The organism is Pseudomonas sp. LBUM1656 (assembly GCF_059716065.1).
Map to the genome: position 1 here is coordinate 3123412 of NZ_CP166800.1, position 26709 is coordinate 3150120.

Genomic DNA, 26709 nt, shown 5'->3' on the forward strand with positions numbered 1-26709 from the left:
GTTTTACGACTGCTGCGCAGCCGAACGCAGGCTGCGCCAGCTGCTACATGTGGCGGTCACAGCATCGGTTTACCGCCAGTCACGCCATAGCGCTGGCCCGTTATGTAACTGGCCTCGTCCGACGCCAGCAGCACGTAGATTGGCGCCACTTCCACCGGTTGCCCCGGGCGGCCCAGCGGGGTTTGCGAACCGAAGTTCTGCACCTCTTCATCGGGCATGGTCGAGACGATCAGCGGTGTCCAGATCGGCCCCGGCGCCACGCTGTTCACCCGGATGTTTTTCGGCCCGAGCAGCTGGGCCAGGCCGCCGGTGAAGTTGGCGATCGCGCCCTTGGTTGTGGCGTAAGCGAGGAGGGTGGGTTTGGGCATGTCCGAGTTGACCGAGCTGGTGTTGATGATCGAACTGCCAGCCTTCATGTATTTCAGCGCGGCCTGGCAGATCCGGAACATGGCCGTGATGTTCACATCGAAGGTCATCACCCATTCTTCGTCCGGGATGTCTTCGAAGTTTTCGTGAGTCATCTGGAAGGCGGCGTTGTTGACCAGAATATCGATCCGGCCAAAGCGCTCGACCGTCTTGTCCACCAGCGCCTGGCATTGGGCTTTCTGCGCGAGGTCGCCGGGCAGCAGCACGCATTGGCGTCCGGCCTGTTCGACCCAGCGTGCGGTTTCCTGCGCGTCATCATGTTCATTGAGGTAGGCGATTGCGACGTCGGCGCCTTCACGGGCGAAGGCAATAGCGACCGCACGACCGATGCCGCTGTCGCCTCCGGTGATCAAGGCGATCTTGCCGTCCAGCCGGCCCGAGCCTTTATAGCTTTGCTCGCCACAGTCCGGGTACGGGTCCATTTTCTTTTGGGAGCCGGGAACAGGCTGGCCTTGCTTGGGGAAGGGTGGTTTTGGATAGTCAGTCATGGGAAATCTCCGATCTCTGGGCACAGGATTCAAAGGGTTGACCCTGGTGTTTTGCCTTGAGTTCGGTTGGATTTTCGTGCGTTTCATAGATCGTTCCCACGCTCTGCGTGGGAATGCAGCCGGGGACGCTCCGCGTCCCAAAAGCGGACGCAGAGCATCCAGTGAGGCATTCCCACGCAGAGCGTGGGAACGATCAAAGAGGGGTGTCAGGTTTTCAGGGTGCGCAAGCTGCGTTCCATGCGCGCTAAACCTTCTTCGAGCAACGCCCGTGGGCAGCCGAAGTTCAGGCGCACGAATTGCCGGGCGTTATCGCCAAAATCCAGGCCGGGGCTCAGGCCGACCTTGGCCTGGTCAAGGAAGAACTGCTGCGGATTGTCCAGCCCCAGGGCCGAGCAATCGAGCCACGCCAGATACGTGCCTTGGGGAATGTTGATCGTCACGCCCGGCAAACGGCTGCGAACCGCTTCCACCAGATAATCCCGATTGCTTTGCAGGTACGCCTTCAACCCGGTCAGCCATGGGCCGCCTTCGCTATAAGCAACGCGGGTCGCTTCCATGCCCAACGGGTTGACGCTGTCGACCATGCCGCACCGGGCATGATTGACCCGCGCACGCACCGTCGGGTCCTGAATGATCATGAAGGAGGTTTTCAAACCGGCAATGTTGTAAGCCTTGCTCGCCGACATCAGGGTGATGGTGCGCTTGGCGATTTCTGGGCTGAGCGACGCCGTAGGAATGTGCACGCGCCCGTCGAAGCACAGCTCGGCATGAATCTCGTCGGAGATGATCCATGCGTTGTGTTCCAGGCAGATATCGGCCAGCGCTTGCAGTTCCTCCCGTGGGAAAACCTTGCCCAGCGGGTTATGCGGGTTGCTCAGCAACAGCGCGCCGCCGCCGCTCAGTGCCTGGCTCAAGGCTGCGAGCGGCGTGGCATACGTGCCGTCAGCCAAGGCGTCGAATTCGAGTTCAACCTTGTTCAAACCCCAATGCCCCGGCGCATGACGCAGCGGCGGGTAGTTCGGCACCTGGACCACGACGTTTTGTTGCGGCTCGACCAGCGCCTTCAAGGCCATGTTGAAACCCGACTCCACACCCGGCAGGAAGATCAGTTCTTCCGGTAATACGCGCCAGGCGTATTTGTTCCAGAGGTCGGCGACGATGGCGGCGCGCAAGTCTTCCTGAGGCACGCTGTATCCGACCATCGGGTGTTCCAGACGTTTGCGCAGGGCTTGCAGGATGACCGGCGGCGCGGCGAAGTCCATGTCAGCGACCCACATCGGCAACACGTCGGCCGGGTAGCGGCTCCACTTGGTACTGCCGGTGTCGTGGCGGTCGAACACCTGATCAAAATCGAAGGTCATGCTCAGTCTCATAAAAGCGTGGTTGAACGTGACGCCATGATAAACGCCAAGCCCCTGTGGGAGCGAGACGGTAATTCTCCGAACACCACAAATCCCTGTGGGAGCGGGCTTGCTCGCGAAAGCGGTGGGTCAGTCATAAATATGTCTACTGATACACCGCTTTCGCGAGCAAGCCCGCTCCCACAGGTTCGGTGTGATGGCTGACACCGCCGTGTTGCCCGATGGTCGGTTTTCACGCAGTCAGTTCTCCCATTGGCTAAAGTTTCAAAGGTCGGTAGCCACGCTGCCGCCACCGTGATCGTCCAGAAAAACCCGGCAAAAGTACCGGGTCTCCACCTGATCAGGAGTGCACGATGGACCTCAACCGTCGTCAGTTCTTCAAGGTCGCCGGTATCGGCCTTGCGGGCTCGAGCCTCGGCGCGCTGGGCATGCTCCCGGCGCCTGCCTTCGCCGAGCAGGTACGCCATTTCAAACTCGCCCACACCCATGAAACCCGCAACACCTGCCCGTACTGCTCGGTCGGCTGCGGATTGATCATGTACAGCCAGGGCGATACCGCCAAGAACGTCGCGCAAAGCATCATTCACATCGAAGGCGATGCCGACCACCCGGTCAACCGCGGCACCCTGTGCCCCAAAGGCGCGGGCCTGCTGGACTTCATTCACAGCCCCGGCCGCCTGCAATACCCGCAAGTACGCAAACCGGGCAGCACCGAGTGGACGCGCATCTCCTGGGATGAAGCGCTGGACCGCGTGGCCGACCTGATGAAGGCCGACCGCGACGCCAACTTCATCGAGAAGAACGAAAAGGGCGAAACGGTGAACCGCTGGCTGACCACCGGTTTCCTCGCAGCCTCGGCGGCGTCCAACGAAGCGGGTTACATCACCCACAAGGTCATTCGCAGTCTCGGCATGCTGGGGTTTGATAACCAGGCGCGTGTCTGACACGGCCCGACGGTGGCAAGTCTTGCCCCGACGTACGGCCGTGGTGCCATGACCAATCACTGGACCGATATCGCCAACGCGAATCTGATCCTGGTGATGGGCGGCAACGCAGCAGAAGCGCACCCGTGCGGTTTCAAATGGGTGACCGAAGCCAAGGCGCACAACAAGGCGCGGCTGATCGTGGTCGATCCGCGTTTTACCCGGACCGCCTCGGTGGCCGACTATTACGCGCCGATTCGCACCGGCACCGACATTGCCTTCATGGGCGGGCTGATCAATTACCTGCTGACCGAAGACAAGATCCAGCAAGAGTACGTGCGCAACTACACCGACGTGTCGTTTATCGTCAAAGCCGGGTATGGCTTCGAAGACGGCATCTTCAGCGGTTATGACGTGGCCAAGCGCACGTATACCGACAAGTCCGGCTGGGGTTACGAGTTGGGCGAAGACGGCTTTGTCAAAACCGACCCGACCCTGCACGACCCTCACTGCGTCTACCAACTGATGAAGCAGCATTACAGCCGCTACAACATCCAGTTGGCCAGTCAGATTTGCGGCATGCCGGTCGACGCCATGCAGAAGATCTGGGAAGAAATCGCCACCTGCTCGCAACCGGGCAAGACCATGACGATTCTCTATGCGCTGGGCTGGACCCAGCACTCGATCGGCTCGCAAATCATCCGCAGCGCGGCCATGGTGCAACTGCTGTTAGGCAACGTCGGCATGCCGGGCGGGGGCGTCAATGCCTTGCGCGGGCACTCCAATATCCAGGGCTTGACCGACCTCGGCCTGCTGTCCAACTCGCTGCCGGGTTACCTGACCTTGCCGGGCGACGCCGAGCAGGATTACACCGCCTACATCACCAAACGCACGCAAATGCCGTTGCGTCCGGGGCAGTTGTCCTATTGGCAGAACTACAGCAAATTCCATGTCAGCCTGATGAAAGCCTGGTACCGCGACAACGCCACGGTCGAGAACAATTGGGCCTACGACTATTTGCCGAAGCTGGACATTCCCAACTACGACATCCTCAAAGTGTTCGACCTGATGGGCCAGGGCAAGGTCAACGGCTACTTGTGCCAGGGCTTCAACCCCATCGCGGCGCTGCCCGACAAAAACCGGGTGATGGCGGCGCTGGCCAAGCTGAAATGGCTGGTGGTGATGGACCCGCTGTCCACCGAAACCTCGGAGTTCTGGCGCAATGTCGGGCCGTACAACGACGTGGAAACCGCCGGTATCCAGACCGAAGTGATTCGCCTGCCCACCACCTGTTTTGCCGAGGAGGACGGCTCGCTGGTCAACAGCAGCCGCTGGCTGCAATGGCACTGGAAAGGCGCCGACGGACCGGGCGAAGCGCGCACCGACGTGGCGATCATGAGCGAGCTGTTCCTGCGTCTGCGCCAGCGCTATCAAGCGAAGGGCGGCGCTTATCCTGACCCGATCCTCAAACTGTCGTGGCCGTACAAGATCGCCGACGAACCCTCACCGGAAGAGCTGGCGCGAGAAATCAACGGCTATGCCACCGCCGACTTCACCGATGCCACCGGCGCCACGATCAAGAGCAACGCGCAACTGGCCGGTTTTGGCCAGCTCAAGGACGACGGCAGCACGGCCTCGGGCTGCTGGATTTTCTGCGGCAGCTGGACCGAGACCGGTAACCAGATGGCCCGGCGCGACAACAACGACCCTTACGGCATGCATCAACATCAGGGCTGGGCCTGGGCCTGGCCGGCGAATCGGCGGATTCTCTACAACCGCGCTTCTGCCGACCCGCAAGGCAAGCCGTGGGACGAGAAAAAACGCCTGGTGTGGTGGAACGGCAAAGCCTGGGGCGGCACCGACGTACCGGACTTCAAGTCCGACACGCCACCGGAAGCCGGGATGAATCCGTTCATCATGAACCCCGAAGGCGTGGCGCGATTCTTTGCCGTCGACAAGATGAACGAGGGCCCATTCCCCGAGCATTACGAGCCGTTCGAGACCCCGATCGGCATCAACCCGTTGCACCCGGAAAACAAGAAAGCCACCAGCAACCCGGCGGCGCGGATCTTCGATTCGGTGTGGGATTCCCTCGGCGTGGCCAAGGACTATCCCTATGCGGCGACGAGCTACCGCTTGACCGAGCATTTCCACTTCTGGAGCAAGCATTGCAAGCTCAACGCGATCTCCCAACCTGAGCAATTCGTCGAGATCGGTGAAGTGCTGGCCAAGGAGAAAGGCATTGTGGCCGGCGACCGGGTCCGCGTCAGCTCCAAGCGTGGGCATATTGAAGCGGTGGCGGTGGTGACCAAGCGGATCCGTCCGCTGCAGGTCAATAATCAGGTGGTGCATCAGATCGGGATCCCGCTGCACTGGGGCTTTACCGGCCTCACGCGCCACGGCTACCTGACCAACACCCTGGTGCCGTTCCTCGGCGATGGCAACACACAGACCCCGGAATCCAAGTCATTCCTGGTCAACGTGGAGAAAGTCTAAATGGCCAGCCAAGACATCATTGCCCGTTCGGCCACCACCACGGTCTCGCCCTCGGTGCGCAATCAGGAGGAAGTGGCCAAGCTGATCGACACCACCAAGTGCATTGGCTGCAAGGCCTGCCAGGTCGCCTGCTCGGAATGGAACGAGCTGCGCGACGAGGTCGGCCACAACCTCGGCACCTACGACAACCCGCAGGACCTCAGCGCAGAAACCTGGACCCTGATGCGCTTCACCGAGCATGAAACCGATGCCGGTAATCTCGAATGGCTGATTCGCAAGGACGGCTGCATGCACTGCGCCGAACCCGGTTGCCTGGCGGCGTGCCCGAGTCCGGGGGCGATCATCAAGCACGCCAATGGCATCGTCGATTTCGATCAGGACCATTGCATCGGCTGCGGTTATTGCATCACCGGTTGCCCGTTCAACATTCCGCGGATCTCGCAAAAGGATCACAAGGCCTACAAATGCACCTTGTGTTCGGACCGGGTGGAAGTGGGGCTGGAGCCCGCCTGCGTGAAAACGTGCCCGACCGGGGCGATCGTGTTCGGCAGCAAGGAAGACATGAAGGAGCATGCCGCCGAACGCATCGTCGACCTGAAAAGCCGTGGCTTCGATCACGCCGGCCTGTACGACCCCGAAGGCGTGGGCGGCACCCACGTCATGTACGTGCTGCATCACGCGGACACGCCGACGCTCTACGCCGGTTTGCCGGGCAGCCCGACGATCAGCCCGTTGGTGGAATTGTGGAAAGGCGTGAGCAAACCCTTGGGCTTGCTGGCCATGGGGCTGGCGGTGCTGGCCGGGTTCTTCCACTACGTGCGCGTCGGGCCGCAGGTGGTTGAAGAGGATGAATTGCCGCTGCTCAAGGCCCCGGCGGTGCATGAAGTCGATCCGTCGGTGCACACCTTTGATCCGCGCGGGGAGGACAGACCATGATCCGCAGACAGATCCTGCGCTACACCTCGAACCAGCGCACCAATCACTGGCTGGTGGCGATCCTGTTTTTCATGGCGGCGCTGTCGGGGCTGGCACTGTTCCATCCGGCGCTGTTCTGGCTCAGTAACCTGTTCGGCGGCGGACCGTGGACGCGCATCCTGCACCCGTTCATGGGCGTGGTGATGTTTGTGCTGTTCCTCGGCCTGGTGATTCAGTTCTTTCGAGCGAATTTCTTCATCAGCAACGACCGGTTGTGGCTCAGGCGCGTCGGGCGGGTGATGCGCAACGAAGAGGAGGGCGTGCCGCCGATTGGCAAGTACAACCCGGGACAGAAGCTACTGTTCTGGACGTTGCTGCTTTGCATGCTGGTGTTGCTGTTCAGCGGGTTGGTGATCTGGCGAGCGTATTTCAGCGAGTATTTCGGCATCACCTCGATTCGCTGGGCGATGCTGCTGCATGCCCTGGCGGGGTTTGTGCTGGTGTTGAGCATCATCATCCACATCTACGCCGGCATCTGGATCAAAGGCTCGGTCAGCGCCATGGTGCATGGCGGAGTCAGTCGCGCCTGGGCGAGGAAGCACCATGGACTCTGGTACCGGGAAGTGACCCGGGACGAAAACCCTGATCACCCGACCCGCAAAAAAGGATAAGCCCTTGGCGACCATTCTTGAGCCTGGAGAGATCGAAGCGGCGGCGGGTTCACCGCCGTTCCTGCACCTGCCACCGAACAACCTGTTCGCGTTGCGGGCGCTGCGCCTGGAAAAACTGGCGGAAGGGCACCCTCTGGCCGATTACCTGCAACTGGTGATCGATCTGTGCCGGGTTCAGCAGGACCTGTTGGACGATCCACCTGCAACTGCGCCACTCGAACGCGAACGCCTGCGAATGTGCCAGCAACACGGTTTACCACCGTTCGCCGCCGACAGTCTGGTGCGCGAGGACATTTGGTTGGCGTATCTCGACGCGTTGTTGCAGCGATATACGCCACCGCCAAACGCCGCCGTCGAGAAAGCCATCGCCTCCTTGCGCAACGCCAATAACGGGCAACGCAAAGCCTGGGCGATCGCCCTGGTCAGCGGCCAGTATTCGATGCTGCCGGCGGCGCTGGTGCCGTTTCTCGGCGCGGCTTTGCAGGCAGCCTTCAGTCATTGGCTGCTGAGCACGCCGAACCTTGCACTGAAACCCGGCGACAGCCTCAGCCAATGCCCGGCCTGTGGATCGCCGGCCATGGCCGGAGTGATTCGCCATCGCGGCAAGCACAACGGTTTGCGTTATCTGGTGTGTTCGTTGTGCGCCTGCGAATGGCACGTGGTGCGGGTCAAATGCGTGTATTGCGAACAGAGCAAAGGCCTGGAATATGTCAGCCTCGATGACGACCGCCATGCCGCCAATCAGGCGCCGTTGCGCGCCGAAACCTGCCCCGGCTGCCACAGCTACCTGAAACTGCTGTACCTGGAAAACGACGCCGAGGCCGAAGCGCTCTCGACCGACCTGACCAGCCTGATGCTGGACATGCGGCTGGAGCAGGAAGGTTACCTGCGCCCGGCGCCGAATCTTCTGCTGGCACCCGGAGGCGAATAAGCACAGCGGCTACACTCAGGCGCGACGGTCAACGTTTGCGGGAGCGCCTGATGTCTGCCAGATCCGCCAGCCCAGCCTTGCGGCTGCCTTCCATCGACAGTTTGTTGCGCCATCCGGCGTGTCTGCCATTGGCCGAGCGCTATGGGCGTGACGCGCTGCTGGCCAGTCTGCGGCAACTGCTGGATGACCTGCGCGAACCGGTGCTCTTGAGCCAACTCGATGCCGTCGAAATCACCCCCGACGTCTTGGCCGGCAGAGCGGGCGAGCGCCTGGCCCTGCAACATCGCAGCCACGTGCGCCGGGTGTTCAACCTGACCGGCACGGTGCTGCACACCAACCTCGGTCGCGCGTTGTTGCCGGATGAAGCCATCGACGCGGTGCAAATGGCCGCCCGCTACCCGCTCAATCTGGAATTCGACCTGCAAAGCGGCAAGCGCGGCGACCGCGATGACCTGATCGAAGGCCTGATCCGTGAACTGACCGGTGCCGAAGCGGTGACCGTGGTCAACAATAACGCCGCCGCCGTGCTGCTGACGCTCAACAGCCTGGGTGCGCGCAAGGAAGGGATCATTTCCCGAGGCGAGTTGATTGAAATCGGCGGTGCTTTCCGCATTCCCGACATCATGGCCCGGGCCGGCGTCCGGCTGCATGAGGTCGGCACCACCAACCGCACCCATGCCCGGGATTACGAGGCGGCCATTGGCCCGCGCAGTGGGTTGGTGATGCGCGTTCACGCCAGTAATTACGCCATCGAAGGCTTCACCGCTCGCGTGCCCACAGCGGAGTTGGCTGAACTGGCGCATAAACACGGATTGCCGCTGCTCGAAGACCTCGGCAGCGGCAGTCTGCTGGACCTGACCCGCTGGGGTTTGCCTGCCGAACCGACGGTGCGTCAGGCGCTGCTCGATGGCGCGGACATCGTCACCTTCAGCGGCGACAAGTTACTCGGCGGTCCTCAGGCCGGGTTGATCGTTGGTCGTAAAGACCTGATCGCGAAGATCAAGAAGAACCCGCTCAAGCGTGCGTTGCGGGTCGACAAGTTGACGTTGGCGGCCCTCGAAGCGGTGTTGGGTTTGTACCGCGATCCCGACCGACTGGCCGAACGGCTGCCGAGTCTGCGCCTGCTGACCCGACCGCAGCCCGACATCCTCGCCCAGGCGGAGCGCCTGCAACCGTCATTGGCGCACGCCTTGGGCGACGGCTGGGACGTCAGCGCGGTGGCGGCGTTGGGCATGATCGGCAGCGGCAGCCAACCGGTGGCGCGTCTGCCGAGCGCGGCGTTATGCCTGCGGCCACAGGTCAGCAAGCGTCTGCGCGGACGGCAATTGCTGAGCCTGGAGGCAGCGTTTCGTCAGTTGGCCATTCCGGTGCTGGGCCGACTTGACGACGACGCGCTGTGGCTGGACCTGCGCCAACTGGATGACGAAACCGCGTGGCTGGCGCAACTCGATCAATTGCAGGTGCCGGGGTGATCGTCGGCACCGCCGGGCACATCGACCATGGCAAGACGGCGTTGCTCCAGGCATTGACCGGCCAGGCTGGCGACCGTCGGCGCGAAGAACGCGAACGCGGCATGACCATCGACCTCGGTTATCTCTATGCCGCGCTGGAACCGGGCGCGGCATTGACCGGCTTTATCGACGTCCCCGGTCATGAACGTTTCACCCACAATATGCTGGCCGGGGCTCAGGGCATCGATCTGGTGTTGCTGGTGGTCGCCGCGGATGACGGCGTCATGCCGCAGACCCGCGAACATCTGGCGATCGTTGAACTGCTGGGCATCCCTCGGGCCTTGGTGGCGATCAGCAAATACGACCGGGTCGACGGATCCCGGGTGCAGGCCGTGCGCGAGCAGATCGAAACTTTGCTGTCGCCCGGACCGTATGCCGGCGCGCCGAAGATTGCCCTGTCGAGCGTGACCGGGGAGGGTGTCGAGACATTGCGACAGGCATTGTTGGACGCGCAGCGCGATGTCCTTCAGCGCAGCACCCTCGGTGGTTTTCGTCTGGCGATTGATCGGGCGTTCAGCGTGGCCGGTGCCGGTATCGTCGTGACCGGCACCGCACTGTCGGGCCAGGTCGCTGTGGGCGACACACTGATGCTCGGTCCACTGGGCAAAGCTGTGCGAGTGCGTGGCTTGCATGCGCAGAATCAAGCCGTGGACGCCGGGTTTGCGGGGCAGCGAGTCGCGCTGAACCTGAGCGCCGAGCGCTTGGCACTGGAGCAGATTCACCGAGGTCACTGGCTGGTCGCCGAGTGGTTGTATGCTCCGACCCAGCGCGTGGATATCGACATGCAATTGCTGGCCAGCGAACCCAAGCCCTTCGAGCATTTTCAGCCGGTGCATGTTCACTTGGGCACTCAGGACGTCACGGGACGAGTGGCGCTGCTGGAGGGTTCCAGCCTGGCGCCAGGCGCGCGAATGTTCGCGCAAATCCTGCTGAATGCGCCGGTGCAGGCGGTGAAGGGCGATCCATTGATTCTGCGTGACCAGAGCGCCCAAAGGACTATCGGTGGCGGTCGGGTGCTCGACTCGTTCGCGCCGACCCGACACCGCCGCAGTCCCGAGCGATTGGCGCAGCTCCAGGCTCTCGCCACCCACGATGTTCTGGAAGACGTGCTGCCTGCGTTATTGCTGAACAGCGAAACCGGGCTCGATCCACGGCGCCTTGAGCGTCAGTTCAACCGGCCGCGTGACACCTGGGTGCTGCCCGCCGATGTCCGTTTGATCGATACGCGACAAGGTCCGTTGCTGTTCAGCGCCGACCGCTGGGAGTCCCTGAAAGCGCCGTTGCTGGAGCACTTGGCACGCTTCCATCAACTCGAACCGGATCAGATGGGACCCGACCGGGATCGCTTGCGCCGCTTCACCGGCACCGCGCTGGACCGTCCGACGTTCATCAGCCTGCTCGACGAACTGCTCGTCAGCGGCGCCGTGCTTGCCAGCGGGCCGTGGCTGCATCTGCCCGAACACCAAGTGCGCTTGAGCGAAGACGATGAAGCCCTGTGGCAACAGCTGCAGCCGGTGTTCGAACAGGCCGGGTTCTATGCGCCGTGGGTGCGCGATCTTGGTTATGACGAAGCGGCGGTGCGCCAATTGCTACGCAAAATGGCGAGGCTGGGACTGGTGCATCAAGTGGTCCGCGACCTGTTCTACACCGATGCAATTATCCGTCGATTGGCGGCTATGCTTGTGCAACTGGCCGCGCAGGACCCGGTGATTCAGGTCGCGGCGTTTCGCGATGCCGTGGGCCTGGGGCGCAAGCGCAGCATCCAGATTCTCGAATACTTCGACCGGCTGGGCCTGACCCGACGCGTTGGCGACACGCGCCATATTCGCCTCGACAATGCCCTGGCCCAAAGCCAGGAAAACTGATTTCAAGGAAGGCAATCGCGCCCGGTGGCGCGGCCGGGCTTCAAACCCGGTTGGGGACGGCATCCGTTCCCGGGCAGGTTCGACTCCGGCTGCCTTCCGCCATTTTCCCTTCAGAGATGCCCGAAGTTCAGCGGGTACTGGACGACCACATACACCCGGTCGATGTCATCGCCGGCCTGCGCCGTGTTGGCCCGATGCGACACATGGGACAGTTGCAGGGATAAACCCTTGGCCGCGCCGGACTGCACGATGTAGTGCAGGTCTATGTCGCGCTCCCAATGCCGGCCGCCATCGCCTTGTTGCGGCACGTATTCACCGACTGATTCATCAAAAGGGTTGTAGGCGCCACCCTTGGGCGCATGGGTGCCGTCGATCTGGCTACCCATGACGTAACGGGTCATGAATTTCAGGCCGGGAATCCCGAAGGTGCTCAAGTCGAGGTCGTAGCGTGCCTGCCATGAGCGTTCGTGGGCGCCGTTGAAGTCGGCGTACTTGATTGAGTTGGCGAGGTAGATCGAGTCTCCGCCGACAAAATCGAACGGCGTGTCGCCATTGATTTTCTGATACGCCAGGGTGAAGGCATGTGCATCGACGGTGTACTTGCCCGACAGGCTGAACGCGGTGGTGTCGATGACGCCGGCCAGCGCTTTTCCGGTGTCCTGCGTGTGGTAGAGATTGGCGTCGAGGAACACCCCGGACTGCTTCAGGTGCAGGTTGGCGTAGTACTGATGCCAGGTGTCGGTCAGTTCTGAGGCATAGAGCGCACCGCCGACAGGGCTCTGGGTGAACAGGTCGGTGCCGAGAAACGTAATGCCGCCGGCCTCGGTGTTGGCGCCGTAGCCGTAGAAGTTGCCCTTGCCCGAAGAACTGTCCTGATTCTTGAACGCTGTGAAATGCCCGGCAACCAGATTCATGCCGTCGATTTCGTGGCTGTTCAGCAGGAAGCCTGTGGCGTACTCCGGTTGCAGGCGTTTGTCCGCGGTGTCGAACACCGGGGTTTCCACCATCATTTCCCCGAAGGCCAACGTGGTCTGCGAGGCTCTGACTTTCAATGCGCCGCCGCCACTGGAATAGTTGTCTTCGCTACGACCGTCATCATTCACGGGCAGCAATCCGGTTCCGGAATGGCCCTTGCCGCCATCCAGCTTCAACCCCAGAAAAGCATGAGCGTCCAGGCCAAATCCAACCGTGCCGGGTGTGAAACCGGATTCAAAAGTGCTGATAAAGCCTTGAGCCCATTCCGCTTTATAGCTTTTGCCTGTCGGCGAAGGGGATCGGTAGTCGCTGTTGAGGTAGAAGTTGCGGCTGAGCACTTCAAGCGTCGCGCCGTCCAGAAACCCTTGTGCGGGTTCATCAGCCAGGGCTGTCCCGGCGAATAGCATCGACAACCAAAAGGGAAGGTCTTGCTTGCGAAACTTCATCGTCAATCACCACGCAGCAGCGACTGCGCAATGTCCGCAGTCGCTGGCTATTTACAGGAAAACCGCTTAGTGGCCTTCCGAGGCACCGAACATGGTTTTGGCGTAGATCAGGCCAAGGCCGTAGGAGCCACCGTTGGCAATCGAGGTTTTCACGGTTTCTTCGTAGGTCTCGGTACGCGCCCAGTCGCGCTGCAATTCGAGCAGGTATTGCAGCGAGGTCATTGGGCGGGCGCCGATCTGGATCATGCGTTGCATGGCCATTTCATGGGCTTCGGTGCTGACGTCGCCACAGGCGTCGGCGATCACGTAAACCTCGAAACCCTGGTCGATGGCCGACAGCGCCGGGCCGACGATGCACACCGAGGTCCACAGGCCAGCGAGGACGATTTTCTGTTTGCCAAAGGCGTTGACTTCAACAGCGATGCGCTCATCTTCCCAGGTGTTCATGCTGGTGCGGTCGATGACGTTGTGTTCCGGGAACACCGACTTGATTTCGTCGAAGATCGGCCCGGAAAAGCTCTTCTCGGCGACGGTAGTCAGGATGGTCGAAACCTTGAAGCCACGTGCGGCCTTGGCCACGAGTGCGGCGTTGTTGCGCAGGGTGACAGCGTCGATCGACTTGGTCGCAAAGGACATCTGCGACTGGTGATCGATCATGATCAGGGTGTGGTCGGTCGGGGTCAGCAGGGTTTTGCCGGGAACGGCTTTGGCGATGGCCATGGCGAGGTCCTTACGGGGTGGGTGAGGAGGCCATGGTTGCGTAGATTCAGGCGGGGATATTGAGTCGATGTGCTGTGTTTGGCGCTTTTTTGCGGGGAGCGAGGGAGCTTTTCGGAACGCCGCTTCTGTAGCAGCTGCCGAGCAACGCGAGGCTGCGTTCGGCAGCGAAGCTGTCGTGAAATCAGGCGGCGCGGTGTTTCAGGAAGACCTCATGCATAAGTTTTACGACGACTGCGTCGCCGAACGCAGCCTCGCAAGCTCGACAGCTGCTACAGAGCCGGGCGTAGGCTGCTACAAGGTAGGAGTTGGGCCCGGTTTTTTCACCGCGGGGCTGTCCGTCATTGCATCACATAACGCCCGGGCGCCGATTCAATCGCCGGGTAATGCGTGTTGCCGGTGTGCAGCACCGAAGGCTGGCGTTCGCCGGCCTGTTCCGCGAGCCAGACGAACCAGTCATTCCACCAGCTGCCGGCATGCTCTTGGGCATTCATGAACCAGGACTCAGGGTCCTTCGTGATCCGGTTGTTGGTCCAGTAATGGCGTTTTTCCTTGGCCGGCGGGTTGATCACCCCGGCGATATGCCCGGAGGCACCCAACACAAAGCGTTTGGTCCCGGAGAGCAATTGGGTGCTGGCATAAGCGCTGCGCCACGGCACGATGTGGTCGTCATGGGTGGCCAGGATGTACGCCGGCGCATCGATGGCACGCAGGTCCAGCTTGACCCCGCAGCAGTCCAGTTCGCCGGATTTCAGGTCGTTCTGCAGGTAGGTGTGGCGCAGATACCAGCAGTACATTGGCCCCGGAAGGTTGGTGCTGTCGTTGTTCCAGAACAGCAGGTCGAGGGGGATCGGCTTCTGGCCCTTGAGGTATTTGTCGACGTTGTAGTTCCACCACAAATCGTTGGGGCGCAGCAGCGAGAAGGTGTTGCCCATGTCCTCGCCCTTGAACAGGCCGATGGGGCCCTCCAGGCCGCCGATGGTGCGCTCGCGGTAGGCCACCAGTTGCTCGTCGACGAAGATGTCGATGGGGCCGGTGTCGAGGTAGTCGAGGAAGGTGGTCAACAGGCTTACGCTGGCGATGTCCTTGTCGCCGCGCGCCGCCAGTACGGCCAGCGCTGAACTCAACAATGTGCCGCCGATGCAGAAACCCACGCAGTTGGGGCGTTGCTCGCCGCTGATCTCGCGGGTCACTTGCAGGCCTTTGATGATGCCGGTTTCGATCAGGTCATCCCAAGTGGTGCCGGCGTGCGCCTGGTCGAAGTTGCGCCACGACATCAGGAACACCGGGTGGCCTTGTTGCAACAGATGGCGAACCATCGAGTTGTCCGGGCGCAGGTCGAGGATGTAGTACTTGTTGATCGACGGCGGGACGATGAATACCGGACGCCGGTACTGGGTTTCGCTTTGCGGGTAGTACTGAATCAACTGGAACAGTTCATTCTCGAACACCACTTCACCGGGGGTGTTGGCCAGATCGACGCCGACCTTGAAGGCGCCGCTGTCGCACTGGCGCATCTTGCCTTCTTGCAGGTCGCTGGCCAGGTGTAACAGGCCGGTAAACAGGCTGCCGCCCTGAGTGTCGACGACGCGCTGCAAGGCATCGGGATTACTCGCCAGAAAGTTGCTGGGGGCACCGGCGGCAATCGCTTGCTCCACCAGGTACAGCAGGCGCTGGCGGGGCTTTTTGTCTTTGATTGGCAGCTTATCAAGTAGCTTCAGCAGGAAACCGGCGTTGAGCAGGTAGAACGCGGCGAGGGAGCCGAACAGCGGCGTGCTCCAGTTGCCGCTGGAAAAACGTCGATCTTCAAAGGAGAACGGCTGTCCGGTCAGCAAACGCTGGCCCAGGTCACCCCATTGGGTTTGATACTCGGCTTGCAGGCTTTCCAGGGTGGTGCGCGGCAGGTCGAACCACTCGTCGTAGGCCTGGCCGGTGAACCACGGATTGGTGCTGACCCACAGGCGTAATTGTTGCACTGCAAAGGAGGCAATGAACGGGACCTGACCGGACCAGAAAGTGTTGAAAGTGTGCGCGTTATTGTCCATGGAACTCCTTGCCCACATCGGTAAACCGGGCAGAAAAAAACCGCGGTGCCGGAATTCGGCACCGCGTCAGCAGTCAAGCAAGCAGTCCTGTGTTTCTTGTTATCGTTCGATGACCAGGCTGACGCCTTGGCCGCCACCGATGCACAACGTGGCCAAGCCTTTTTTGCCGTTACGGCGAATCAGTTCGTGCACCAGCGACACCAGAATCCGCGCGCCCGACGCGCCGATCGGATGACCCAAGGCAATCGCGCCACCGTTGACGTTGACCTTGGCGGTGTCCCAGCCCAGTTCTTTGCCGACCGCCAGGGATTGCGCGGCGAACGCTTCGTTGGCTTCGATCAGGTCGAGGTCGTCCAGGCTCCAGCCGGCTTTCTCCAGCACCAGACGGGTGGCCGGGACCGGGCCGATGCCCATGATCGACGGGTCAACGCCTGCACTTGCGTAAGCTTTGATGCGCGCCAAAACCGGTAAGCCGAGAGCCTGGGCCTTGGCGGCACTGGCCAGCAGCAACACGGCGGCGCCATCGTTGAGGGTCGACGAGTTGCCGGCGGTCACGCTGCCGTTTTTCTGGAATGCGGGTTTAAGGTTGCTCAAGGCTTGCAGCGTGCTGTCGGGGCGCGGTTGTTCATCCGTGTCGAACACCAGCGGGTCGCCCTTGCGCTGGGGAATCAGGATTGGGGTGATTTCACGCTTGAAGTAACCCGCTTCGATGGCTGCGGCAGCTTTCTGTTGCGAAGTGGCGGCGAAGACGTCCTGTGCCTCTCGGCTGATGCTGTGTTGGTGAGCCAGATTCTCCGCGGTGATGCCCATGTGGTAGTCGTTGAAGGCGTCCCACAAACCGTCCTGAATCACGCTGTCTTGCAGTTGCGCATGACCCAGGCGCAGACCGGTGCGTACCTTGGGCAGCACATACGGCGCCAGGCTCATGTTTTCCTGACCGCCGGCAATCACCAACTCGGCGTCACCGCAACGGATCGCCTGAACGGCCAGTTGCACAGCCTTGAGGCCCGAGCCGCAAACCTTGTTCAGGGTCAGGGCAGGGGTGGTGAAGGGCAGGCCGGCCTTGACCGCCGTCTGGCGTGCCGGGTTTTGCCCCGAGCCTGCGGTGAGCACCTGGCCGAGGATCACTTCATCAATCTGCGCGCCGTCCAGGCCGGTTTCTTCCAGCAGACGGCGAATCACCGCGGCACCCAGTTCGGTGGCTGGAATCGCCGACAAGGCCCCTTGAAAACTGCCGATGGCGGTACGTGTAGCGGCAACGATTACGACTTCGTTCATGCGTGACCTCATTAAGATGTTGTCCAGCGGGAGCAGGGCGTCCTTGCCCTGATCGGTCTACTGCATGTTCATGCCGCCGTTCACCGAGAAATCGGCGCCAGTGCTGTAGCCCGATTCATCGGAAGCGAGCCAGGCGACGATCGAGGCGATTTCTTCAGGTTGGCCGAGGCGCCCGACCGGTGTCGCCGCGATCATGGTGTCGAGAATGTCCGGGCGGATGGCCGCGGTCATGCTGGTCTGGATGTAACCCGGCGAGACAGTGTTGACGGTCACGCCCTTGCCGGACACTTCCCGCGCCAGGGCCATGGTGAAACCGTGGATGCCGGCCTTGGCCGCGCTGTAGTTGGTCTGGCCGAACTGGCCGCGCTGACCGTTGATCGAGGAGATATTGATCACCCGTCCCCAGCCCTTGGCCAACATGCTTTCAATCACCTGCTTGGTGGTGTTGAACACGCCGCTCAGGTTGGTGCCGATGACCGCGTTCCAGTCCTCGGGCGTCAGCTTGCGAAAGGAGGCATCGCGAGTGATGCCGGCGTTGTTGACCAGTACATCGATCGGGCCGAATTGTTCACGCGCCATCTCGAAGGCCTTGCGCGTCGACTCCCAGTCGGTGATGTCGCCGTAGATACATTCGAACTGATAACCGGCCGCCAGCTGAGTGGCGATCCAGTCATTCTTGCGGGCGGAATCAGCGCTGCAACCGACGATGACCTTGAATCCTTCCTTGTACAGGCGCTGGCTTATCGCCGTACCAATCCCACCCATACCACCCGTGACCAACGCAATACGACCAAGCGACTTCATAAGCTCCGTTCCTTTTTTGTTTTTGCGCTGCAAGATGGGCGATTGTTCGGTATTGGCGGGGGATGCGGAAGTGTTGGGAGGTGACGGCGTGGTGTCCAACGGTGCCAAGCGCCTTCGCCGCTGGCCTGTGTAGCAGCTGCCGAGCAACGCGAGGCTGCGAAGCAGTCGTGAAGTCATGCGCTGCGGTGTGTCAGGAGGAACGTGCATTCAGGGTTTACGACTGCTTCGCCCGAGCGCGGACCGAGCCGAACGCAGCCTCGCGTTGCTCGGCAGCTGCTACAAAGCGACGAATGACCGGGCGCAGTGGCTAAAAATGAGAGTTACCTATACTGGGATCAATATTGGCAACGAAACACCCCGTTAGAATTTTGCTTCATCGCAGATCAGTCATGGCTCCGGACAGGATGTCCGGTTCCACAGGTCATTGAGGACGCCATGTATAGAATGAGTTCAGGCTATGCCAGCGTGCTGGTAAATACGCTCTCGGCTCAAGGACTGGATGTAGCCAGTCTGTGTCGGGAGGCTGGACTAGACATTAATCTCGCGGACAAACCAGGAGCGTTTTGCGAGCGAAAGGCCATCTATCGACTCTGGGAACTGGCCGCTGAGGCCTCGGACGATCCGGACATTGGCTTGCGGGCCTATGGCAGTTTCCACCCCGGCAGCTTTCAGATCGTCGGCTACACCATGATGTCCAGCCTGAATCTGAAAAAAGCCCTTGAACGCCTGGTCCGTTTCAGTCCGTTGATCGGCACCGGGTTCAGCCTTTTCTTTACCGCCGAACAGCAACATTACCGCTTGTCCAGCCTCGACCATCAGCAGCATGGTTCGGTCAAACCGCGCCAATATACCGATGCCGCTCTGGCGTCATTGCTGGGTTTCTGCCGCAAGCTGTTGGGCGGCGACGCACCGCATCCCTTGAGCGTTGAGTTCACTTATCCCGAGCCCGCAGACATCTCCGAGCATCAGCGACTGTTCGGCCCCAATCTGCAGTTCGACGCGCCTTACGACAGCATTTTGTTTGACGGGCAGGAGCTGATGCGACCGCTGAGCATGGCCAACGAAGCGTTGGCGGTGCTGCATGACAGTTTTGCCGAGGCGCAACTGGACCTTCTGTTTGGTTTTTGTATTGTCGGGCGGATTCGCGCGCTGATTACCGAGCGCTTGAGTCAGGGCCAGGGGCAGTGCGACATGGAATCGATTGCCGCTGCGTTGAACATCAGCAAGCGCACGCTGCAACGGGCGCTGGAAAAGGAAGGAACGCAATTCAAGGACGTGCTGAACGCGGTGCGTCGGCAGCTGGCCGATTTTTACCTGCGCCATTCTCACTTCAACATGAAGCATGTCGCGTATCTCCTTGGTTTTCATGACCACAGCAGCTTCAACAAAGCTTGCAGCCGCTGGTTTGGCATGACGCCGGGGCAGTACCGCTCCGATGAATCGTTTAAAATCGAGGAAACCGCGCCGGTGTGACGCGGTGTTCGTCAGCGGTCCTGGGTTAATTCACCGGTGGCTTTTTAACGCTTTTCTTGCCTTTGGCAGGTTTGCGCACGGGAGTCGCAGCCTTGGCGATTGGCGTGGTAGGCGCTACTACCGTTTTTTGCGCGATGGGCTTTGGCGGTGTCGGCGCCGGTACGACAAGCGGGGCTTTTTCCTTGATCGGCTCAGCGACGACCGCCGGGGCCTTTTGTTTGACGGGCTCTGGTGTGACAACCGGAGTTTTCGGCTTGATCGGCTCCGGGGTTATCGCCGGGGCTTTCTCCTCGACGACATCGGCTTCACCAGGAGGTTGAGTCAGGTTGAAACCTGGCAACGGCACTTCAAGCAGCGTGTGCAGCTCACACCAGAACGGGTTCTCTGCGCCGCTGGTCAGCAATTCCGGCAGCAAATTGGCGACGGCCGCCAGTACTTGTTGGCGCTCTTCGACCTCGGCCAGCATCAGGGGCAGGCTGCGCAGGCTTTCCTGCGGGTGGGTGGCGACCAGCAGTTTTTGCAGCCGCAGGGTTTCACGCAGGTCCAGCGGCTGGGCGCTGTAGTCCTGCAGCAGCACCTGCAATTGCAGGATCAGTTTCTCGACGCTTTGCTTGCCCGGCTCATCGCTGTCGCGGCCCAGCAGGAACAGGATCCGGATCAAGGCTTCCATCAAACCGCCCAGGGGCAGGGCGTCTTGAAGGCGTTCGATCAGGACTTTATCGTGCTGCTCGGCATGCGCCTGCAAGTCGCGGCCCGATGTATTGCCGGTGAGGCTGTTGAGCAGGCCATACACGCCGTAAAAACTCATTTCCTGAGCGGCATCCCTCAGGTCCCGATAGCCGTTCAAGGCGTCCTGTATCTGGTTGGAAAACAGATCCTGCCAGGCCAGCAGTGGATTGGCCGGGCTGGCCGGATGGCGATCCTTGCTCACTTGCGCGGCACTGCCAGCCAGCCACCAGAGCGCCGGGTTCAAACTGTTCCACATCACCTGTTGCTGGTGGAATGGATGGGCCTTGCGCATCAGTTCAGCGGCCGGTTCGTTGATCAACTGACGCAACCACGGCCGTACAAATCCGTCGTAAAGCGTGTTGTTGAAATCAGAGGCACGCTCGACCAGCGCGAATTCGCGATCGTCATCACGGGGCGGCGGCACTTCACCATGGATGTCGGCGATACGCCGGCGCTCGAAACGCACGGCGTACGGCGTGTCGGAGTGTTCCGGCAGGTCATCGATGAGCATTTCATACACCCCGCCCGGCAGTTCATTGATCGCGTCGACCGCGCCCAGCAACTCGCGGTGTTCACGCCGCGCCACTTCACCCGAGACGAAAATGCCCAGATGACCGATGCTCGCGTGCCGCAGGTAAACAATGGTGCGACCGGCATTTTGCAGGGCGAGGTCACTGGGGTAGACGTCGGTGATCCAGTCCAGCGCCTGTTGCGGCGAGGTGATGTTGTCGCCATAGGAGCAAAACACCACCACCGGCACTTCGATGCGTTTGAGGTCGAGCCCGCTGCTCTTGCGCCCGAGGCCGCCGGACAGCTGATTGCCGATGAACAGGTCATCGACAATCATCTCGATCTCCTCGCCATTGAGCAGGGTCGGGCTGCCCCACCAGCGTTCGAAATCGAGGAAGCGCGGGGCCTCGCTGTCGACTTCGCTGAACAGGTGGTAGTACTTGCCCCACCAGGTGTTGGCCGGGTCGAGGCTTTCGAAATTGCTCACCAGCCAGGTGCCGTCGAAACGGTCATTGCCCAGGTCGCTGCCCAGGCGCGCCATCCAGCCGCCGCCCAGCAAACCACCGGTGTAGCGCATCGGATTGCGGCCATTGACGCCGGCCCAGTACGACAAAGGCGCGCCGTTGACGATGATCAGCCCCGGCAATTCCGGGCGGGTCGCCGCCAGGCCCATCAATGCCCAGCCGGCCTGGCAGTTGCCGATCACCACGGGTTTGGCGCTGGCGGGATGCCGGGCGCTGACCTCTTCGATAAACCGCGCCTGGGCTTCAACGATGTCCGCCAGGGTTTGCCCCGGACGTGGCGAATGGCTGAACGAAATGAAATAGGTCGGGTGGCCGGCACGCAAGCTTTCGCCGATGACCGAATCCTGTTTGAAACCGCCGATCCCCGAGCCGTGGCCGCCCCGTGGGTCAATGATGATGACCGGCTGCTTCTTGCTGTCGAGCTGTTGCCCGGGGCCCGCGAGGATCTGCAGTAGCGAGTAGTTGACCGGGCGCGGCAGGTCTTCACCGGCGACCAGGGTTTCATGATTGAACTTGAGCAGCAGCGGATACCCGGCACGTTCGTGGGCCAGGGTGTTGTCGCCGCGCTGACGCAAGGTGTCCCAGAACAGCACGCTGCGTTGGCAAAGGTCGGTGAGGTATTCCTGCCAGTCAGCGGCGGTCGGCTGTTTGAGCAACCCAAGGCTTGAAGGGGCGTAGGTTTTGGCCTGGCGCTGTTGCACGGCGTCGAGAACGTTGCGGGTGTTGAGGCGCTGCAGATGGTTCAGGTGCTCGAACAATCCGGACGGAGCGCAAAGCCCTTCATCGTGCAGCGCAATATTTTCTTCCTGACCCATCGTGAACTCCTGACGCCATGCGTGGGAACGTCGCCTTGGCTAATAGAAGCCAAGCCGGCCGTTCGATTGTCACGAGTGTATAGGGATTAACGGTCAAGGAAGCGAACTTTATTGTGCGCTGCACAAAATAGCCGTTGCTAAATTGTTTTGTGCGCTGCAATATTCAGCCTAACGCGATGGCTGGCAGGATCGCTTCGCGTCCTCAGGTCCATCCGGGCCTTTAAGTACCAGGAGATTCAAGCATGTCTTTTTTCAATTCGGAAAAACTGCAAACCGCTCAGAAAGCCAACCTCGACCTTTTGCAGCAGATCAGCGGCAAAGTCTTCGCCAGCGTTGAACAGCTGAGCCAGTTGCAGTTCAAGGCACTGCGCGACTCCACCGAAGAGCACTTCGAAGGCGTGCGCAAGCTGCTGGCAGTGCGTGATCCACAAGGTTTTGCTGATTTGCAGGCGTCGTTCACCCAGCCGAGCGCCCAGAGCGAACGCCTGGCCGAGTTCAATCGTCAGGTTCAAGCGCTGATCGTGGGCACGCAGTCGGACATCGCCAAACTGACGTCGAGTCAGGTCGAGGCCGGCACCCAGCAGGTGAATGAGTTCGTTGAATCGATCAGCAAGAATGCACCGGCCGGCTCCGAGCCTGTCGTGGCTGCGTTCAAGTCGGGCCTGGCGAATGCCAGTACCGCGTTTGAAAGCGCCCAGAAAGCCGTGAAACAGGCTTCCGATGTGGCCCAGAGCAATTTTGACGCCGCCACTGCCGCTGCCGCCAAAGCAGCACCGGAAGCGAGCGCCAAGGCCACCAGCGGTAACAAGTAAGTCATATCAGGCCAGCGGCACAAACAATGGCGATGGGTTTATTCCCCATCGCCATTTTTTTTCGTTCCGCTATCGGTGCCGGGCTTGGCGCCAAACATGCCGAACAGGTTCTGGGTATTGAGGTACAAGGCTTTGGACTGATCGACATACTGGCGCATCAGGTCCTGCATGACCGGGGCCTGTTGATGCATGAAGTCGCTCCAGGCTTCGGAGGACTGCGCGCCGGTCTGGGACTGGATGTCGATGACGGTCTGGATGCTTTTGTCCAGGTAGCTGCCGAGTACACCCTGGTACGGACCATAGAACTGGATAATCCCCATCAGCATCTCGCTGGTGAAGATCGGCTCTCCGCCGCTTTCGGCTTCCAGAATCACTTGCAGCAGGATACTGCGCGTCAGGTCTTCGCCGCTCTTGGCATCGACTACCTGAAACGCAACTTTATCGACGACCAATTGGCGGATGTCGGCCAGCGTCAAATGACTGCTGGTGTGGGTGTCATACAGTCGGCGATTGGGGTATTTCTTGATCAGGCGGGGGGTGTTCCGACTGTTATCTGGCATGCGGGGCGTCTCGTGGCGAGCCTGGTTTGCAGGCATCTTAACCTACTATCGCCAGTGCCGCGGGTGATCGTTCCCACGCTCTCCTTACCGATCGTTCCCACGCTCCGCGTGGGAATTCATCCTCGGACGCTCTGCGTCCGCTCTTGGGACGCGGAGCGTCCCGGGCTGCATTCCCACGCAGAGCGTGGGAACGATCAGGTACTACCAGATCGGCAGGGTGTAGCTGACGATCAACCGATTCTCATCCAGATCACTGCCGAAGTTAGTCGAACGCACCGTCGCATTACGCCATTTCACCCCGACATTCTTCAGCGGACCGCTCTGCACCACATAACCAATGTCGGTATCCCGCTCCCATTCCTTGCCTTCCGGACGGTTGCCACCCAAGTCAATATTGTCGCCAGTGATATAGCGAGTCATGAATGTCAGGCCCGGCACGCCCATCGCCGCGAAGTTGTAGTCGTAACGCGCCTGCCAGGATTTTTCGTCCTTGCTGGCGAAGTCGCCGATCTGCACGAAGTTCACCAGGAACGCATCGGTGCCGTTGACGTAGGCAAAACCGGTGTCGCCGCTCATGCCTTGATAACCCAGGCCGAACGCGTGCCCGCCGAGGCTGTAGGTGAACATCGCGCCAATTGCGTTGTTGTCGACATTGCTGCCGCCATCGTCCGTGGAGCGGGCAAAGCGCAGGTCGGTCTTGAACGATTGGCCTGTCGTCACCGGCATCACGTAGGTCAGGTTTACCAGGTGCTGGCTGTAGAAATTGTCGAGGTGGCCGTAGCTATAGCCGGTGGCGAGGTTGCTGGTCCATTTGTAGTTAAGGCTGGCGAAATCGAAGCTGTCGCTGCCGATATGCCGCGTGGTGATGCCTTTGGCGCCGGTTCGGGTGATGCCCATGTCCTCATAATCCGAGGAGTCGCGCTGATTGACCTGGGTCAGCCGCCCGGCATCCACGGTCAGGCCTTCCACTTCCAGCGAGGTCAACTGACCGCCCTTGAAGGTTTGCGGCAACAACCGAGAATCGTTGGCCAACACCGTTGGCAGTTTCGGCAGCAGCGTGCCGAGTTTCAGGGTGCTTTTGGAGGCGCGCAGTTTGGCGGTCAAACCCAGTTCGCCGTACTCGTCCTGAGCCCCTTTGCGGGTGTCGCCATGCCGTTTGAGCAGGCCGGAACCCGCGCGGTCAGGGCTGGAATCGAGCTTGACGCCGACCAGGCCGATGGCATCGAAACCGACCCCGATCAAACCGTCGGTAAAGCCCGATTCATAGCGCAACAGGAAACCCTGGGCCCATTCCTCTTGTTTGGATTGGGCGGCGTTGTCCTGGCGATAATCACGATTGAAATAGAAGTTGCGCAGCTCAAGGCTGGCCTTGCTGTCTTTGACAAAGTCCGCAGCGGCGGGGGCCGAGAGGCTGATGACGCCGCCGGCCAGCAACAGTCGGGTAGCGAGGGTGCGGGTGTTGCGGTCCATGGTGAAGCCCCTTTGTTTTTATTATGGAAAGACAAGTCCCGCGGCCCTCGCCAGGCAGGCGAGGGCTTATCAATAAAAAACGCGGACGCCGAATCGAGAGGAGCGTGGCGCCGCGTGGGTTCAAATCGTTAGAACTGTTCGGCGCTCAGGCCGTACAACGAGGCGCTGCCGGCGAGAATGGAATGCTCCAGGCTCAACGTGCGTGGGAGCAGACGGCGGATGTAGAAATCCGCGGTGGCGATCTTCGCGCCATAGAACTTGGGGTCGTCGCTGAGTTTTTTCTTCGCGACCTGGGCCATGCGCGCCCAGAGCCAGGCGTAGGCGACGTAACCGAACAGGTGCAGATACTCGACCGAAGCCGCGCCGATTTCGTTGCGGTTGGTCGCGGCCTGGTCTTGCAGCCAGTCGCTGAGGTTTTCCAGACGCTGCACGGCATCGAACAATTGGACAGAGTAGGGCGCGTCGGGCTGATGGGCGAAATGACGGATCTCACCGGTAAACTGGCGCAACGCGGCGCCGCTATCGGCGAGCACTTTGCGTCCCAGCAAGTCGAGGGCCTGAATGCCGTTGGTGCCTTCGTAAATCTGTGCGATGCGCACGTCACGGACCAATTGTTCCTGGCCCCATTCGCGGATGTAGCCATGGCCGCCGAACACTTGCTGGCCGTTGATGCAGCTTTCCAGACCGGTATCGGTAAAGAACGCCTTGGCCACCGGGGTCAGCAGCGCGACCAGGGTTTGGGCGTTGTCCCGTTCCTTGGCGTCATCGGAAAACTTCGCCAGGTCCAGTTGCTGCCCGACATAACTGGCGAACGCGCGGCCACCTTCGGTCATGGCTTTCATGCTCAGCAGCATGCGGCGCACATCCGGGTGGACGATGATCGGGTCCGCCACTTTGTCCGGGGCAACCGCACCGGTCGGCGCGCGGCTCTGCACACGTTCACGGGCATACGCCACGGCGCTCTGATAGGACGCCTCGGCGCAACCAATGCCCTGAATGCCGATGGACAGGCGCTCGTAATTCATCATGGTGAACATCGCCGCCAGGCCTTTGTTGGCCTCGCCGACCAGCCAACCGCTGGCGCCGTCGAAGTTCATCACGCAGGTGGCCGAGGCCTTGATGCCCATCTTGTGTTCGATCGAACCGCAACTCACGGCGTTGGCATCGCCGAGGGAACCGTCGGCATTGACCAGCACCTTGGGCACGACGAACAGCGAGATGCCTTTCGGCCCGGCCGGCGCGTCTGGCAGTTTGGCCAACACCAGATGAACGATGTTTTCGGTCAGGTCCTGATCACCGCCGGTGATGAAGATCTTGCTGCCGGTGATGCTGAAACTGCCGTCAGCCTGAGGTTCGGCGCGGGTGCGGATGATCCCCAGGTCGGTGCCGGCGTGGGCTTCGGTCAAACACATCGAACCGGCCCAGCGGCCTTCGTACATCGGTGGCAGGTAGCGTTTTTTCAGGGCCTCGCTGGCGTGGGCATCCAGCGCCAGGCAGGCCCCGGAACTTAACGCCGAATACAGGGCGAAGCTTGAATTGGCGCCGTAGAGCATTTCTTCGAACTGCACGGCGAGCATCTTCGGCATGCCCATGCCGCCGAAATCGGGGTTACCGCAAAGGCCCACCCAGCCGCCTTCGATGTAAGTGGCATAAGCCTGTTTGAAGCCGATCGGCGTGCTGACCTGGCCATCGAGCCACTGGGCGCCTTCTTCATCGCCGCTGCGATTCAACGGCGCAATCAGGTGCGAGGTGACTTTCGCCGCTTCCTCAAGAATGGCGTCAGCGGTGTCGGCGTCGACATTGTCGGCCAGCGCCGGCAAGCGCGCCCACAGGGCCGGGGCATCGAACACTTCATGCAGCACAAAGCGCATGTCGCGCAGCGGGGCGTTGAATTCGGGCATAACGTGAACCTCAAAAGGTGTGCGATGGGCACGGTGCCGCGATGGCGGGCCGTGCCCTTTCAA

19 protein-coding genes and 1 tRNA gene are annotated in these 26709 nt (G+C 61.0%); 9 read left to right on the forward strand and 11 right to left on the reverse strand.

Annotation, left to right across the window (positions count from 1 at the left end; all coding sequences use genetic code 11):
- Positions 1–56: 56 nt before the first annotated feature.
- Both ACA072_RS14245 and ACA072_RS14250 read right to left on the reverse strand, forming a co-directional pair.
- Positions 57–914 (reverse strand): SDR family oxidoreductase, encoded by an 858-nt coding sequence (locus tag ACA072_RS14245; RefSeq protein WP_497624849.1) that lies wholly within the window; start codon positions 912–914, stop codon positions 57–59.
- A gap of 206 nt (positions 915–1120) precedes the next feature.
- Entirely contained in the window at positions 1121–2275 is a 1155-nt protein-coding gene (locus ACA072_RS14250) for a MalY/PatB family protein (protein WP_497624850.1), read from the reverse strand.
- A gap of 353 nt (positions 2276–2628) precedes the next feature.
- On the opposite strand from ACA072_RS14250, the gene fdnG reads away from it, so the two are divergent.
- The 7 genes from fdnG (at position 2629) to ACA072_RS14285 (ending at position 11689) form a co-directional block, all read left to right on the forward strand.
- On the forward strand, positions 2629–5694 hold the full coding sequence (gene fdnG, locus ACA072_RS14255) for a formate dehydrogenase-N subunit alpha (RefSeq protein WP_497624851.1): 3066 nt from the start codon (positions 2629–2631) through the stop codon (positions 5692–5694).
- Positions 5695–6630 carry a formate dehydrogenase subunit beta gene (fdxH, locus tag ACA072_RS14260; RefSeq protein ID WP_497624852.1) on the forward strand — a complete coding sequence of 312 codons (936 nt, stop codon included), beginning with the start codon at positions 5695–5697 and terminating at the stop codon, positions 6628–6630.
- Positions 6627–7280: a formate dehydrogenase subunit gamma gene (locus ACA072_RS14265; protein WP_497624853.1), complete on the forward strand. Its 654-nt coding sequence runs from the start codon at positions 6627–6629 to the stop codon at positions 7278–7280. The genes fdxH and ACA072_RS14265 overlap by 4 nt, the downstream gene beginning before the upstream one ends.
- 4 nt (positions 7281–7284) lie before the next feature.
- Positions 7285–8211 (forward strand): formate dehydrogenase accessory protein FdhE, encoded by a 927-nt coding sequence (fdhE, locus tag ACA072_RS14270; RefSeq protein ID WP_497624854.1) that lies wholly within the window; start codon positions 7285–7287, stop codon positions 8209–8211.
- A 50-nt stretch (positions 8212–8261) separates the two neighbouring features.
- Complete coding sequence (gene selA, locus ACA072_RS14275; RefSeq protein ID WP_497624855.1) at positions 8262–9683, forward strand: L-seryl-tRNA(Sec) selenium transferase; 1422 nt, start codon at positions 8262–8264, stop codon at positions 9681–9683.
- Positions 9680–11587: a selenocysteine-specific translation elongation factor gene (selB, locus tag ACA072_RS14280; protein WP_497624991.1), complete on the forward strand. Its 1908-nt coding sequence runs from the start codon at positions 9680–9682 to the stop codon at positions 11585–11587. The genes selA and selB overlap by 4 nt, the downstream gene beginning before the upstream one ends.
- Positions 11588–11593: 6 nt before the next feature.
- Positions 11594–11689 (forward strand) — tRNA-Sec (locus tag ACA072_RS14285).
- Between the two features lie 8 nt (positions 11690–11697).
- Here the strand turns inward: ACA072_RS14285 and ACA072_RS14290 are convergent.
- The 5 genes from ACA072_RS14290 to phbB form a co-directional block, all read right to left on the reverse strand.
- Positions 11698–13008, reverse strand: coding sequence for an OprD family porin (locus tag ACA072_RS14290; RefSeq protein WP_497624856.1), 1311 nt, complete (start codon positions 13006–13008; stop codon positions 11698–11700).
- A 66-nt stretch (positions 13009–13074) separates the two neighbouring features.
- Positions 13075–13728: a hydrolase gene (locus ACA072_RS14295; protein WP_094467459.1), complete on the reverse strand. Its 654-nt coding sequence runs from the start codon at positions 13726–13728 to the stop codon at positions 13075–13077.
- A 338-nt stretch (positions 13729–14066) separates the two neighbouring features.
- Positions 14067–15770 (reverse strand): class I poly(R)-hydroxyalkanoic acid synthase, encoded by a 1704-nt coding sequence (gene phaC, locus ACA072_RS14300; RefSeq protein WP_497624857.1) that lies wholly within the window; start codon positions 15768–15770, stop codon positions 14067–14069.
- Between the two features lie 99 nt (positions 15771–15869).
- Entirely contained in the window at positions 15870–17048 is a 1179-nt protein-coding gene (locus ACA072_RS14305; RefSeq protein ID WP_497624858.1) for an acetyl-CoA C-acetyltransferase, read from the reverse strand.
- 57 nt (positions 17049–17105) lie between these two features.
- A complete protein-coding gene (phbB, locus tag ACA072_RS14310) occupies positions 17106–17852 on the reverse strand; it encodes an acetoacetyl-CoA reductase (RefSeq protein WP_497624859.1) in 747 nt (248 codons plus the stop codon).
- Positions 17853–18287: 435 nt separating this feature from the next.
- On the opposite strand from phbB, the gene ACA072_RS14315 reads away from it, so the two are divergent.
- A complete protein-coding gene (locus tag ACA072_RS14315; protein WP_497624860.1) occupies positions 18288–19325 on the forward strand; it encodes an AraC family transcriptional regulator in 1038 nt (345 codons plus the stop codon).
- 25 nt (positions 19326–19350) lie between these two features.
- On the opposite strand, the gene ACA072_RS14320 is transcribed toward ACA072_RS14315, so the two are convergent.
- Positions 19351–21903 carry a DUF3141 domain-containing protein gene (locus ACA072_RS14320; protein ID WP_497624861.1) on the reverse strand — a complete coding sequence of 851 codons (2553 nt, stop codon included), beginning with the start codon at positions 21901–21903 and terminating at the stop codon, positions 19351–19353.
- A 242-nt stretch (positions 21904–22145) separates the two neighbouring features.
- On the opposite strand from ACA072_RS14320, the gene phaP reads away from it, so the two are divergent.
- Positions 22146–22715 (forward strand): TIGR01841 family phasin, encoded by a 570-nt coding sequence (gene phaP, locus ACA072_RS14325; RefSeq protein ID WP_497624862.1) that lies wholly within the window; start codon positions 22146–22148, stop codon positions 22713–22715.
- Between the two features lie 38 nt (positions 22716–22753).
- On the opposite strand, the gene phaR is transcribed toward phaP, so the two are convergent.
- The 3 genes from phaR to ACA072_RS14340 all read right to left on the reverse strand — a co-directional run bounded on the left by phaR (position 22754) and on the right by ACA072_RS14340 (position 26646).
- Positions 22754–23275 (reverse strand): polyhydroxyalkanoate synthesis repressor PhaR, encoded by a 522-nt coding sequence (phaR, locus tag ACA072_RS14330; RefSeq protein WP_497624863.1) that lies wholly within the window; start codon positions 23273–23275, stop codon positions 22754–22756.
- Positions 23276–23476: 201 nt separating this feature from the next.
- Complete coding sequence (locus ACA072_RS14335) at positions 23477–24745, reverse strand: OprD family porin (protein WP_497624864.1); 1269 nt, start codon at positions 24743–24745, stop codon at positions 23477–23479.
- Between the two features lie 128 nt (positions 24746–24873).
- Complete coding sequence (locus ACA072_RS14340) at positions 24874–26646, reverse strand: acyl-CoA dehydrogenase C-terminal domain-containing protein (protein ID WP_497624865.1); 1773 nt, start codon at positions 26644–26646, stop codon at positions 24874–24876.
- Positions 26647–26709 lie beyond the last annotated feature (63 nt).

What these genes read in the sequence shown, in the direction of transcription:
- ACA072_RS14290 (WP_497624856.1), bottom strand. Translation starts at nt 13,008, where the DNA reads ATGAAGTTTCGCAAGCAAGACCTTCCCTTTTGGTTGTCGATGCTATTC.
- ACA072_RS14335 (WP_497624864.1), bottom strand. Translation starts at nt 24,745, where the DNA reads ATGGACCGCAACACCCGCACCCTCGCTACCCGACTGTTGCTGGCCGGC.
- ACA072_RS14340 (WP_497624865.1), bottom strand. Translation starts at nt 26,646, where the DNA reads ATGCCCGAATTCAACGCCCCGCTGCGCGACATGCGCTTTGTGCTGCAT.
- ACA072_RS14265 (WP_497624853.1), top strand. Translation starts at nt 6,627, where the DNA reads ATGATCCGCAGACAGATCCTGCGCTACACCTCGAACCAGCGCACCAAT.
- ACA072_RS14305 (WP_497624858.1), bottom strand. Translation starts at nt 17,048, where the DNA reads ATGAACGAAGTCGTAATCGTTGCCGCTACACGTACCGCCATCGGCAGT.
- fdxH (WP_497624852.1), top strand. Translation starts at nt 5,695, where the DNA reads ATGGCCAGCCAAGACATCATTGCCCGTTCGGCCACCACCACGGTCTCG.
- phaR (WP_497624863.1), bottom strand. Translation starts at nt 23,275, where the DNA reads ATGCCAGATAACAGTCGGAACACCCCCCGCCTGATCAAGAAATACCCC.
- ACA072_RS14250 (WP_497624850.1), bottom strand. Translation starts at nt 2,275, where the DNA reads ATGACCTTCGATTTTGATCAGGTGTTCGACCGCCACGACACCGGCAGT.
- ACA072_RS14320 (WP_497624861.1), bottom strand. Translation starts at nt 21,903, where the DNA reads ATGGGTCAGGAAGAAAATATTGCGCTGCACGATGAAGGGCTTTGCGCT.
- ACA072_RS14245 (WP_497624849.1), bottom strand. Translation starts at nt 914, where the DNA reads ATGACTGACTATCCAAAACCACCCTTCCCCAAGCAAGGCCAGCCTGTT.
- phbB (WP_497624859.1), bottom strand. Translation starts at nt 17,852, where the DNA reads ATGAAGTCGCTTGGTCGTATTGCGTTGGTCACGGGTGGTATGGGTGGG.
- selA (WP_497624855.1), top strand. Translation starts at nt 8,262, where the DNA reads ATGTCTGCCAGATCCGCCAGCCCAGCCTTGCGGCTGCCTTCCATCGAC.
- ACA072_RS14295 (WP_094467459.1), bottom strand. Translation starts at nt 13,728, where the DNA reads ATGGCCATCGCCAAAGCCGTTCCCGGCAAAACCCTGCTGACCCCGACC.
- phaP (WP_497624862.1), top strand. Translation starts at nt 22,146, where the DNA reads ATGTCTTTTTTCAATTCGGAAAAACTGCAAACCGCTCAGAAAGCCAAC.
- phaC (WP_497624857.1), bottom strand. Translation starts at nt 15,770, where the DNA reads ATGGACAATAACGCGCACACTTTCAACACTTTCTGGTCCGGTCAGGTC.
- ACA072_RS14315 (WP_497624860.1), top strand. Translation starts at nt 18,288, where the DNA reads ATGTATAGAATGAGTTCAGGCTATGCCAGCGTGCTGGTAAATACGCTC.